Here is a 12,109-nt window from a genome sequence, read left to right on the forward strand (position 1 = left end):
GCCCTCCCGCTGCTGGAGCGGCAGGAGGAGCGCGAGCGGCTGGTCGAACTGCTCGGGCGCGGACGCTCGGTGCGTCTGGTCGGGGCCGCGGGCTCCGGACGTACGGTGCTGCTCGAAGCGGCGGCCGCCGACTGCGCCGGGATCGCGCCCGACGGAGTCGTGCGCCTCTCGGGCTACCGGCGCACAACCACGGAACTTCTGTACGACCTTTACACCACCGTCTACGATGTCGAGCTGCGCCGACCTGATCGCGCCGAATTGCATCGCAGCGTCCACGAGATAGGCGCGGTCGTCGTTCTCGACGATCTGGAGTTCGGCGGGGACGCGCTCGACGAGCTGCTCGCCGCCACCCCCGAGTGCGCCTACCTGCTGGCTGCCGCGCCCGACATTCCCGAACCGTCCGCCGGAGCCGGCCTCGAAGAGGTCGTACTCGGCGGGATCGGACGCAACGCCTCGCTGGAGCTGCTGGAGCGCGCGGTCGACCGTGCGCTGACGGACGAGGAGGCGAACTGGGCGGGCGACCTCTGGTTCGAGTCGGAGGGGCTGCCGCTGCGCTTCGTCCAGGCGGGAGCGCTGCTCCGGCAGCGCGACACACTGCGCGCGCGGCCGGAGAACCTGGATGATTTCGAGGCCTTCGAACCCGCGTCCGGCGCGGCCCCCGGCATCACCACGGGCGCCGCGGGCGGTTCGACGGTCGCATCGGCCGCAGGCGGCGAAAGCCCGTACGACGGGGCGGACATGCCGCTGCCCAGCATCGGCGAGGGCGCCTCACCGGCCGCCCTGCTCGCCTCCCGGCTGAGCGCTTCCGCCCGCGCCACCCTGCGCTTCGCCGTCGCGCTCAGCGGCGAGGTCCCGCACCAGGCACACCTGCCCGCGCTGGTCGGCGACACCCACGCGGACGCGGCCCTCGGCGAGCTGATGAGCTGCGGGCTGCTGTCCCCCGTCGGTACGCGCTACCGGCTCGCCTCCGGGGTCGCCGCGCAGTTGGAGGCCGAGGGGTACGCGGACGACGCGGTGGCCGACGCGCTCACCGCCGCCCAGCACTACGCCTGGTGGTCGGGGCACCCGTCGGTCAGCCCGGACCGGGTGGCCGCCGAGTCGGACGCGATCCTCGCCTCGATGGGGCCGCTGGTCCCGGCCATCCCGGCCGGTCACGGCTCCGGGGCCGGGCACCCGAGCGCCGCCGTACTGCTGGCGCGCGGCGCGGCGCCCGCCTTCATGGCGGGGCTGCACTGGGGCGCCTGGGAGCGGGCCCTGCGCTCCGGCCAGGAGGCCGCCAGGCTCGCCGGAGAGGTCGCCGAAGAGGCGTACTTCCACCATGAGTTGGGTGTGCTCGCGCTCTGCGGCGGAAACCTGGAGCGGGCGCGCGCCGAACTCGGCGCCTCGATCGCGATGCGCGGAGCCGTCGCCGACCGGAGCGGTACGGTCGCGGGCCGCCGTGCGCTGGCGCTGGTCGAGGACCAGGAGGGCGGCCTCGCCCGGCCGATCGGCGCCGAACTGGTGCCGGTCAAGCCCCGGCGCGAGGCGCCCGAGCCGCCCCGGGCGCTCGAAGCCGCACCCGCGATCGTGGCAGCGCTGCCCGCGCGGCTCCCGGCGGGGACCTCGGGGATGTCCTCCCGCCTGGAGGAGGACATCGCGCTGATCACGCGGCGGGACATGGCGCCCGTGACGTCGTACCCCCCGGGCTCGGCCCCCGGCTCCTCCGGGTCCTCGACGGCGTCCTCGGACGGTTCGAAGAACGGCGGACGCAAGGGAGTGCTCGGCGGCGCCCGGCGCAACCTGGTCGCCGCGGGCGCGGGCGCGGTGCTCGCCGCCGTACTCGGCACCGTGGTGACGCTCGGGGCGACCTCCAGTCACAAGGAGGGCTCCGACGGCGCCACGACCGGGCAGCAGGCCGACCCGGACGACGGGAACGACGGACTGCCGGCGGCGCCGCCGGACATCGGCGGCGCGACCTCCAGCCACCAGCCGGGCAGGCCCTCGCGGACGCCGGGCTCGTCAGGTGCGCCGACGCCGAGCGGGAGCGGTACGCCGTCGGGCACGGCGTCCGCGCCCGGAACCCCGGCGGATCCGAGCGGCAGTCCGGCGCCGGGAGGCGGGGGTCACACACCCCCGGGCCACCCGTCGACGCCGGGGAGGCCCCCGACGAAGCCGACCCACTCCTCCTCTCCGCCGACGAAGCCGCCCAGCTCGCCCTCGACTCCGCCTCCGACGACGCCGCCGCCCTCCGACTCGCCGTCGGGGCCGACGACGCCGCCCGACAGCGCCTCGGCGAGCGGTACGGCTCCTGGTGTCACCGCGGGTCCGTCGCTCTCGGAGTCCGGCGACCCGGTGAGCTGAGGCAGCGGGAGAACGCGAGAAGTGGGCCGCGCGGGGGAAGGTCACCCGCGCGGCCCACTTCGCCGTACGTACAGCCTCTGAACGCTTCTGGAGCGCCTCTGGAGCGCCTAGAACAGGCGCAGTTTGTCGTCCTCGATGCCGCGCATGCCGTCGTAGTCGAGGATCAGGCAGCCGATCCCGCGGTCCGTCGCCAGCACGCGGGCCTGCGGTTTGATCTCCTGCGCCGCGAACACGCCCTTCACCGGGGCCAGATGAGGATCGCGGTTGAGCAACTCCAGGTAGCGCGTGAGCTGTTCCACACCGTCGATGTCACCACGTCGCTTCAGCTCCACCGCCACCGTGCCGCCGTCGGCGTCCCGGCACAGGATGTCCACCGGGCCGATGGCCGTGGGGTACTCACGCCGGATCAGGCTGTATCCGGGACCGACGAGCTCGATGCGGTCGGCGAGCAGTTCCTGAAGGTGTGCCTCCACACCGTCCTTGATCAGACCGGGGTCGACACCCAGCTCATGCGACGAATCATGAAGGATTTCTTCCATCGTGATGATCAGTTTCTCGCCCCCTTTGTTCACAACCGTCCAAATGCTGTCATCTTCTTTCAGCGTGCACGGCGGTGACATCCAGTTCAGGGGTTTGTACGCCCGGTCGTCGGCGTGGATCGACACACTGCCGTCCGCCTTGACCAGGATGAGACGGGGAGCTGAGGGCAGGTGGGCGGTGAGCCGGCCCGCGTAGTCAACGGAGCACCGGGCAATGACGAGACGCATGGTGGAGAACGCTACTCGACTGTCGCCACCCGGCGCGATTCGCCCCACAAGCCCCGTTCGTTTGTGGCCGGTTGTGTTCCTATTCGCCTGGTGCGGTCCGGACAGCACGCATACCGTGGTGCCAGGTGGTCGCCGGTCGTGCACGCTGCGTCGTCGTCGCCTCCTTCCCTGCCCGTAAGGCCCCGGTATCTCCGGGGTCGCGAGAGGAGAACCCATGTCGCTCGACGTCTCACCGGCACTGTTGGAGCAGGCCGAGCGAGGCGAGGTCGACGAAGCGGCTTTCGTCGACTGCGTCCGGACCTCCCTGCCCTTCGCATGGGAGATGATCAGTTCTCTGGTGGCACAGCTAAAGGTGGACGGTGGACAGTTCGCCGACAACCAGACGCCTCCGCCGGACGAGCAGGCACGTGGACAACTGTTGCGCGCGCTCGCGAGTGATGCCATTCGCGGTGCTCTGCAGCGGCACTTCGGGGTGCGTCTCGCATTCCAGAACTGCCACCGCGTCGCGGTGTTCCCGCTGGACCCCTCGGTCGACGAGCGGTTGACCCGCTTCACCTCGACCAGGGCCCAGTTGCTCAACCAGTCCCCGGAACTCAGGGACTGCTGACCCCGGTTGCTGCCGCTCCGTGCCGCGGGGGGCTCTGCGGGAGCGGGTCCACGCGGAGCGGCAGCCAGGACCAGTCGTCCGGATCAGGCCGCAGGCCACCGGGTTCGGTCAGTCCAGCAACGGAAGGACCTCCCCGCCCAGTCTCTGTACGTTCTCCTCCGTGGCCGAGAGGTCACCGGATCCTTCCAGGAGCAGCGCGAAGCGTCTGATGCCCGTGCGCTCGGCGGTCGCGGCGAGCCGGTCGGCGGCGAGCCGGGGGTCTCCCACCGGATGCAGTGTGCACAGCAGCTCCGTATAGGCGACCGGGTCACGCATCGATCGCTTTCGGTCATCGACGGTCACATGGGCGCCAAGACCTTGCCTGAGCCAGCCCGGCATCGACTTGAGAAGGGTCTCAACCGCCTCCGCCCGGTCATCGGCGATCTGGGCGACCCCGGCGGACACATGATCCGCCTCGGGGCAGTGTCCCGCCGCGCGTGCGTGGGTGCGCCAGAGGGCGACGATGTCCGCCTTCTCCTGGTCACCGCAGTGCATGCCGAGGAGCATCGGCAGTCCGTGCTCGGCCGCGAGTTTCACACTTGTGGGTGAGGTGCACGCGACGATCACTTCCGGTCCTGGACGGTCCACCAGCTCGTCCGGCCGGGGTACGACAGGGACTTCACGGAAGACGAAACGTTCCCCCGCGGCCGACACGCGCGGCTCGCGCAGCCAGCTCAACAACAGGTCGAGGGATTCGGGGAACCCCTCCTCGAAGGCTTTCAGGCCGGCACCGAAGACCTCCAGATCCACCCAGGGGCCGCCCCGGCCCACGCCCAGCGAGAACCGTCCACCGGAGACAAGATGCAGCAACGCCGCCTGCTCGCCCAGCGCGACCGGATGCGCGTTCGGCAACACACTGACAGCGGTGCCCACCCGGATGCGCCGGGTCAGTCCGAGCAGGTGTGCCGCCAGGGTGACGGCCGACGGACACACCCCGTACGGCACGAAATGGTGTTCGGCCAGCCAGACGGAGTCGAGGCCGAACTCCTCGGCCACCTCGGTGGTGCGCACCGCCCGGTGCAGCGCCTCTCCCGGCCCCTGACCCGGAAACTGGGCCGCCAGTACAAAAGCTCCAACGCGCATCGCCTGATGCCTCCTTGCGGCCGACGCGGCTCCCCTCTACAGGCAACAACGGCTGACACGTGCCAAAGGCACGGCTAAAGGTGAAATTCTTGCGATTGTCCGGTAAGCGCCCGTGGTCGTCCGTTGCCGTCCGTGGCGGGACGGGCACCGACTCCGCCGCCCGGGCCGTAGGCTGGAGGGGAACCGACCTGTCTGCCCCGTGAGGTGTCCTGTGTCCCCGCGCCGCAACCGCCCCAAGGGCGGCGAGAAACCGATCGAGCGTGCCGGTGAGAGCGGTGATCGTTACGGCGGTTTCCAGCGGACCGAGTCCTGGCAGGGCGAGGAGTGGTGTGTACGCCATGTCGCCGGCGCGAGCGCGGCAGGCAAGCGCTACCGCTGCCCCGGCTGTGACCAGGAGATTCCCCCGGTGGTGGCGCATGTGGTCGCCTGGCCGGAGTTCGGCGGCGTCGACGACCGGCGGCACTGGCACCAGGCCTGCTGGAACGCGAAGGACCGCCGCACCACGCGGGTGCAGCGGTCCCGTAACGCGCCCAGGTATTAGGTCCTGTCCTGTCGTCCCGTCCCTGTCGTCCCTGTCGTCGTGGCCCCGCTGCGACGGATCAGACGTCGCCCTTGTCGAGGACGAAGAACGCCCCGACCATCGCGACCGCGGCCAGCCCCAGCATGATCCACAGCGGGTCCCAGCCGTTGGGTCCTGCGGTCGCCAAGCCGCTGCCGATGTCGTAGAAGACCATGAGCTGGCTGGGGATCGAGTAGTACAGCAGCGCCTCACGCACCCCGGACAGCGCCCGCGTGTACATGAAGATCGACAGCACCACGGGCAGCAGAAGCACACCGACCATGACGGTGATCGCACCCGCCGAGTGCCTGATCAGACCGCCGACCGCCAGTGACAGCAGCCCGAGCAGCGCCATGTACACGCCGACGCCGGCGGTCGCGCGCAGCCACTCACCGACGTCCGGCGTCCGCGTGTCCAGGATGGTGATCTGGGCGACACTCGCGACAGCGGTGCTCGCCGTCGTGATCACGAAGACCAGCAGGAAGAAGACGATCGACTTCGCGGCCAGCACCCGGACCCTGCTCGGGCAGGCGGTCAGGGTCGTACGGATCATGCCGGTGCCGTACTCCGAGGTGAGGGTCAGCACCCCGAGGGTGATCACCGGGATCGAGCCGAGCATCACACCGAAGAACCCGAGGGACAGGACCGAGTCGGAGTTGACGGATTCGGACATGACCGGGTCCGGCTGGGCGGCGACGATGAGCGCGGCGAGCACGCCCACGCCGAGGATCAGCACGATCATCACGCCCAGCGTCCAGAGCGTGGAGCGTACGGAGCGGATCTTGGTCCACTCGGAGGCGAGCGCGTCACCGAGATGCGCGCGGCGGACGGGGATCGGCGAGGTGTAGCCGCCCAGGGGCGCGGCCTGCTGCTGGTACGGGGTCGTCATCGGGCGTCCTCGCTCGGTGCGGACGGTGCGGACGGTACGGGCGGTGCGGGCGGCGGCACGTACCAGCCCTGCTGCGGCACCTCCGGCACCACGGGTTGCCCGTACCCGAAGGGCTGCTCGAACCCCGCCAGCGCGTCGGCCGTCGAGCGGAAGTCCACCGTGCTCTGCGTCATCCGCATGTACGCCTCCTCCAGCGAGGCCTGGTGCGGCGACAGCTCCCACACCCGTACCCCCGCGTCGTGCGCCAGATCGCTGATGCGGGGGAGCGGAAGCCCGGTGACCCGCAGCGCGCCGTCGCGTTCGGACAGCACCTGGCCGCCGGCCCCGGTGAGCGCGGCGAAGAGCTTCTCGCGCTGAGCCGGGTCCTCCGGCGGCACCCGCACCCGCGCGAAGTCCGCCGAGTTCGCCGAGATGAAGTCCGTGACGCTCATGTCGGCGAGGAGCTGTCCGCGCCCGATCACTATCAAATGGTCGGCGGTCACGGCCATCTCGCTCATCAGGTGCGAGGAGACGAGGACCGTCCGGCCCTCCGCCGCGAGCTGCTTCATCAGATTACGGACCCAGAGGATGCCCTCGGGGTCGAGACCGTTGATCGGCTCGTCGAACAGCAGCACCTGCGGGTCGCCGAGCAGCGCCGCCGCGATCCCGAGCCGCTGGCCCATGCCGAGGGAGAAACCCTTCGAGCGCTTCTTCGCCACGTCCTGGAGGCCGACGACACCGAGGACCTCGTCGACGCGGGTGGCCGGGATGCCGGAGAGCTGCGCGAGGGAGAGCAGATGGTTACGGGCGGTGCGCCCGCCGTGGACCGACTTGGCGTCGAGGAGCGCGCCGACCTGGCGGGGGGCGTTCGGCAACTGTCTGAAGGGGTGGCCGCCGACCGTCACATGACCGGCGGTCGGCTGGTCGAGACCGAGGATCATCCGCATGGTCGTGGACTTGCCGGAACCGTTGGGGCCGAGGAATCCCGTGACGAAGCCCGGTCGTACCTGGAAAGAAAGGTTGTACACGGCCGTGGTGGCGCCGTAGCGCTTCGTCAGGCCGACTGCCTCGATCATTCTCCAGCCCCATCGACAGGTCAGGTAGTCGGGGCGGCGGCCGGATCCGGCCGAAACCCCCGTAAGAGTTAAGAGCGTATCCGGGCGCTGACGGTTCCGGCCAAGCCGTCCCGCACCTGCGTCGTACGAGGGCGGGGTCAGGCGTCGCGCTTCCTCAGCACCACGTACCCGCCGATGAGCGCGGCCAGCACCCACAGGACCAGGATGCCGAAGCCGCCCCAGGGGCCGTAGGGCGCGTCGCCCGTGTCAGGGACCACCTGCCTGATCTTGCTCCCGGCCTGGTCGGGGAAGTACCGCGCGACCTCCTTCGCCCCCGGCACGGCCGCCAGGATCTGCGAGACGAGGAAGAAGAACGGCATCAGGATGCCGAGCGCCAGCATCGAGCTGCGCAGTATCGCCGTGATGCCCATCGAGAAGATCGCGATCAGGCCCATGTAGAGCCCGCTGCCGATGACCGCGCGCAGCACGTTCGGCTCGCCGATGCTGGTGCCGTGGTCGCCGAGCAGCGCCTGTCCGAGGAAGAAGGACAGGAATCCGGTCACGATCCCGACCAGGATCGCCAGCGCCCCGGCCACGAAGACCTTGCTGAAGAGGAAGGTGGCGCGCTGGGGTACGGCGGCGAGCGAGGTGCGGATCATGCCCGAGCTGTACTCGGAGCCGACCACCAGCACCCCGAAGACCACCATCGCGAGCTGCCCCAGGATCATCCCGGAGAAGCTGATGTCCGTCGGGTCGAAGGTGAGCTGTTCCGACCGCCCGAGGTCGTCGAACTGCGAGCTGAAGAGCGCGGACAGCCCGGCTCCGAGCGCCACCGTCACCACGAAGGCGCTGATCAGTGTCCACGTCGTGGAGGAAACCGTACGGATCTTGGTCCACTCGGAGTTGAGGACCGCTGGTACCGATGCCATGGGTCAGGCTCCCTTGCCCTCGTGGTTCTGGCCCCACTGGGGAGCGGTGGGGGCCGGCGGCCGGCCCCCGGAGCTGTCCGAATGCGCGTGATACTCGACGGACTCGGCCGTCATCTGCATGAACGCCTCTTCGAGCGAGGCCCGTTGGGCGCTCAGCTCGTGGAGTACGATCCCGTGCCGCGCCGCCAGCTCACCGAGCTGGTCGGTCTCGGCCCCGTCGATCTCCAGCGTGCCGCCCTCAGCCTCGACCGGCTGGAACCCGGCCTCGTGCAGCGCGTCCTTGAGCTGTTCGAGCTGCGGGGAGCGAAGTCGCGCGAAGCTGCGCGAGTTCTCGCGGATGAAGTCCGCCATCGATGTGTCGGCGAGCAGCCTGCCCTGTCCGATCACGATCAAATGCTCGGCCGTCAGGGCCATTTCGCTCATCAGGTGGCTGGAGACGAAGACCGTACGGCCGTCGGCGGCGAGCGCCTTCATCAGGGTCCGGATCCAGTGGATGCCCTCCGGGTCCAGTCCGTTGACCGGCTCGTCGAACATCAGGATCTCGGGATCGCCCAGCAGCGCCATCGCGATTCCCAGCCGCTGACCCATCCCGAGGGAGAAGCCCTTGGACTTCTTCTTCGCCACGGCGGTCAGTCCCACCATGTCGAGCACCTCGGTGACCCGCTTGGCCGGAATCCGGTTGCTCTGCGCGAGGCAGAGAAGATTGTTGTACGCGGTGCGGCCGCCGTGCATGGCCTTGGCCTCCAGCAGCCCCCCGACATGCTTCAGCGGATCTGTCAGCTCTCTGTAGAGTTTTCCGTCGATCCGCGCCGACCCGCTGGTCGGGTTGTCCAGCCCCAGCATCATCCGCATCGTCGTCGACTTGCCTGCCCCGTTGGGCCCCAGAAAGCCCGTCACCACACCAGGCCTCACCTGGAAGGTGAGATGGTCGACCGCCGTCTTGCGGCCGAACCGTTTGGTGAGCCCATCAACCTCGATCATCTGGCTAACCTAAAGGGGCGACAAGCCCCCCGCCACCGGAGTGGCGAGGGGCTTGTCCGATTGTTATAACAGCGATCGGTCCCGTACGTCCGGCGTTTGCCGGGGCGTCCGACACGGCGTCCGTTCGGCGCCTGCCCCGGCTGTTCGCCTCCGTACCCGCGACAGCGTCCGCGAGGACGCCGGCACCCGTACGTCAGCGGGACTGCTGCGCCGGCACGCCGCGCGAGATCGGCTCGTCGTCCGCCGGGGAACCGGCGGCGGCGACCGCGGCACCGGTCAGGGTGGCCAGCATCTCGCGGACGTTGGTGAGCTGGGCGTTGATCGAGTCGCGGCGGTTGGTGAGCGCCGCCAGCTCGCGCTCGGACTCGCTGCGGATCCGGTCGGCCTTGGCGTTCGCGTCGGCCACGATGTCCTCGGACTGGCGCTGCGCGGTCTCCACCGTCTGACGGGCGCGACGCTCCGCGTCCGTACGCAGCTTCTCCGCCTCGAGGCGCAACTGCTCGGCGCGGTGCTCGATCTCCGCCAGGCGCTTCTCGGCCTTCGCCTGACGCGACGCCAGATCACGCTCGGACTGCTCACGCCGCTTGGCGAGGTTCGTCTCGAAGTCCGCCGCCGCCTGGGCGGCCTTGGCGCGGGTCTCCTCGAAGAGCGCGTCCGCCTCCTCGCGCTTGGACTGCGCGTCCTTCTGCGCCTCCGAGCGCAGGGTCGAGGCGTCACCCTTCGCCTTCTCGACGATACGGACGCCCTCGTCCTCGGCCTTCGCCTTGCGCTCGGTGGAGAACGACTCGGCGTCGTTACGCACCTGCTGGGCTGCCGACTCGGCCAGCTCACGGTGCTGCTCGGCGGCGCGGCGGGCCTCCTCGCGCAGGTCCTTCGCCTCCTCCTCGGCGAGGCGGAGGATCTTCTCGACGCGGGCGCCGAGGCCGGCGTACGACGGCTCGGCGTCGCTGACCTGGGCCTGGGCGTTCTGCGTCTCGAGGTGGAGTTCCTCGATGCGCTTTTCCAGAGAGGTGATGCGGCCAAGGGCGCTGTCACGGTCGGCGACGAGCTTGGTAATGCGGTCGTCCACCTGACCGCGGTCGTAACCACGCCGCACGAGCTCGAAGCCGAATGGGGAGGAAGTGTCGCTCATGGGGTTCCTGTCGAATGAGACCGGTGAGGTGATAGAGGGAATCCTAGGGGCCTAAGCGGCGTGTCATCGGGCTGATGCCGGTTTGAGATGGAGAATGTCCAGCCTTTTGAGTGGCTAGCCGTCTGACGGCTTGCCACTCGGACGAGTTGTCCCGGCCGTGGCGCCTGCCTTGACCGGGTTGTCCTTCGCCCCGCCGGAAGGTGCCTCAAACGACTCCAACGCTTCGAGCACGTCCTGGACACGGGAGATCTCGGTCTGGATGTCCTTACGCCTTCGTACGAGAACGTCCAGTTCACGCCGTCCCTCCTCCACCGTACGCTTGGCCTCCGCCGCAGCTTCGGCGCGCAACTGCTCGGCTTCCTTGATCAGTTCGGCCTTCTTCTGCTCGGCCTCCTTGAGGAGGCCCTCGGCCCGCTTGACCGCGGAAATCCGGACCTTGCCCGCTTCCGTGCCGGCGTCGGCGACCAGCTCCTTGGCCTTCTGCTCGGCCTCGGCACGCTGCTCGTTGGCTGCCTTCATCAGGTTGTCGACACGCTCGCCGACCGTCTTCAACTGCTCGGACGTCTCGCGTCGCGCCCGGTCGTGGAGCTGCTCGATCTCGCTCTCCACACGCTCACGCAGCTCCTCGGCCCGCTCCCTGACCGCCGTCGCGTCACGGCGCGCGCCGACCAACAACTCGTCAGCGTCCGTACGGGCCTTCTCCACCAGGGTATTGCCTTCGACGGTCGCCTCGGCGTTGATGCGGTCGGCTTCCGTACGAGCGGCGCCCACCAGCGCGTCGGCCTGCGCCTCCGCCTCGGTCGCCGAACGCAGCGCCTCCTCCTGCGCCTTGTTCATCAACTGGTCGGCCTGCCCGGCCGCGTCGGCCCGGCGCTTGGCCGCGTCCTTGCGCGCCTCGTCGAGCAACCAGTCGGTCTCTTCCTGCGCTTCGTTCCTGATGCGCTCGGCCTCGGCCTCTATGTCGGCCTTGAACTGCTGGGCCTCGGCGCGCAGTCGCTCGGACGCCTGCTGTGCGGCGCCCACCGTCTCGGCCGCCTCGGCGCGCATCCGCTCCGACTCGCTGGTCGCCTCGGTGATGAGCCGGTCGGCCTGCCCCGCGGCGTCGCCCCGGATACGGTTCGCGTCGTCGCGCGCCTCGCCGCGGGCCCGGGAGGCGTCCTGCTCGGCGCCCATGAGGGTGTCCGACGCCTCCGCCCTTACCCGCTCGGAGTACTCGGCGGCCTCGGCTCGTAGCCGTTCCGACTCGGTCGCCGCCTCGCTGACCGTACGGTCGGCGAGCTGACGGGAGGCCTCGGCCTCCTCGTGCGCGCGCGCCCTGACCCGGTTGGCGTCCTCGGCGGCGCGCTCCCGCTCGGCGTACGCGTCGCCGCGTACCCGGTCCGCCTCCTCCTGCGCCTCTGTCTTGGTCCGCTCGGCCGCGTGCTCGGCGGCGGACCGCAGGCCCGCGATCTCCTGCTCGGCCTGCTCCTGGAGACCGGCGACGGAATCCCGTACCTGCTGCGCGGTCGTCTCGGCGGCCGACACCATCTCGGCGGAGCGCGCCTCCGCCTCCTCGACCAGCCGCTGCGCCTCTGCCTGGGCCTCCTCGACCCGCTTGCGCGCCGATGCGAGCAGCTCCTCGCTCTGCTCGCGGGCCCGCACCCGCTCCTGGTCGGCCTCCGCGCGGGCGGCCTCCAGCAGCTCCTCCGCCTCGCGGCGGCGCCGTCCCGACTCCTCCTGGGCGGCGGCCAGCGCCTCGGCGGCCTCCGT

Annotated in this window: 10 protein-coding genes and 1 pseudogene; 3 read left to right on the top strand and 8 right to left on the bottom strand. The window is 70.3% G+C overall.

Annotated elements, in window-relative coordinates:
- Nucleotides 1-2,340, top strand: a 2,340-nt coding sequence (locus tag QR77_RS28520) for a hypothetical protein (protein WP_040024889.1), incomplete at its 5' end; no start/stop codon positions are given.
- A 107-nt stretch (nucleotides 2,341-2,447) separates the two neighbouring features.
- Here the strand turns inward: QR77_RS28520 and nucS are convergent.
- Nucleotides 2,448-3,107, bottom strand: a complete 660-nt coding sequence (gene nucS, locus QR77_RS28525) for an endonuclease NucS (protein WP_040024890.1) — start codon at nucleotides 3,105-3,107, stop codon at nucleotides 2,448-2,450.
- Nucleotides 3,108-3,321: 214 nt separating this feature from the next.
- Between nucS and QR77_RS28530 the strand changes: the two genes are divergently transcribed.
- On the top strand, nucleotides 3,322-3,714 hold the full coding sequence (locus QR77_RS28530; protein WP_040024891.1) for an SCO5389 family protein: 393 nt from the start codon (nucleotides 3,322-3,324) through the stop codon (nucleotides 3,712-3,714).
- A gap of 108 nt (nucleotides 3,715-3,822) precedes the next feature.
- On the opposite strand, the gene QR77_RS28535 is transcribed toward QR77_RS28530, so the two are convergent.
- Complete coding sequence (locus QR77_RS28535; RefSeq protein WP_040024892.1) at nucleotides 3,823-4,836, bottom strand: LLM class flavin-dependent oxidoreductase; 1,014 nt, start codon at nucleotides 4,834-4,836, stop codon at nucleotides 3,823-3,825.
- A 211-nt stretch (nucleotides 4,837-5,047) separates the two neighbouring features.
- Here QR77_RS28535 and QR77_RS28540 point away from each other — a divergent pair, with 211 nt between their 5' ends.
- The gene (locus tag QR77_RS28540) at nucleotides 5,048-5,377 is read left to right on the top strand and encodes a hypothetical protein (RefSeq protein ID WP_040024893.1); all 330 of its coding nucleotides are present in this window, start codon (nucleotides 5,048-5,050) and stop codon (nucleotides 5,375-5,377) included.
- Nucleotides 5,378-5,435: 58 nt separating this feature from the next.
- Here QR77_RS28540 and QR77_RS28545 read toward each other — a convergent pair whose 3' ends face one another.
- The 6 genes and pseudogenes from QR77_RS28545 to QR77_RS49195 all read right to left on the bottom strand — a co-directional run.
- Nucleotides 5,436-6,284 carry an ABC transporter permease gene (locus tag QR77_RS28545; protein ID WP_040024895.1) on the bottom strand — a complete coding sequence of 283 codons (849 nt, stop codon included), beginning with the start codon at nucleotides 6,282-6,284 and terminating at the stop codon, nucleotides 5,436-5,438.
- Nucleotides 6,281-7,339 (bottom strand): ATP-binding cassette domain-containing protein, encoded by a 1,059-nt coding sequence (locus tag QR77_RS28550; protein WP_040024896.1) that lies wholly within the window; start codon nucleotides 7,337-7,339, stop codon nucleotides 6,281-6,283. The genes QR77_RS28545 and QR77_RS28550 overlap by 4 nt, the downstream gene beginning before the upstream one ends.
- A gap of 137 nt (nucleotides 7,340-7,476) precedes the next feature.
- Nucleotides 7,477-8,247, bottom strand: coding sequence for an ABC transporter permease subunit (locus tag QR77_RS28555; protein WP_040024897.1), 771 nt, complete (start codon nucleotides 8,245-8,247; stop codon nucleotides 7,477-7,479).
- Between the two features lie 3 nt (nucleotides 8,248-8,250).
- Nucleotides 8,251-9,228 carry an ATP-binding cassette domain-containing protein gene (locus QR77_RS28560; protein ID WP_040024898.1) on the bottom strand — a complete coding sequence of 326 codons (978 nt, stop codon included), beginning with the start codon at nucleotides 9,226-9,228 and terminating at the stop codon, nucleotides 8,251-8,253.
- A 193-nt stretch (nucleotides 9,229-9,421) separates the two neighbouring features.
- Nucleotides 9,422-10,360 carry a cellulose-binding protein gene (locus QR77_RS28565; protein ID WP_040024899.1) on the bottom strand — a complete coding sequence of 313 codons (939 nt, stop codon included), beginning with the start codon at nucleotides 10,358-10,360 and terminating at the stop codon, nucleotides 9,422-9,424.
- Between the two features lie 114 nt (nucleotides 10,361-10,474).
- Nucleotides 10,475-12,109: pseudogene (locus QR77_RS49195) on the bottom strand (hypothetical protein); the annotation flags it as partial.

The sequence above is a fragment of the Streptomyces sp. 150FB genome, assembly GCF_000818195.1.
Lineage (GTDB): Bacteria > Actinomycetota > Actinomycetes > Streptomycetales > Streptomycetaceae > Streptomyces.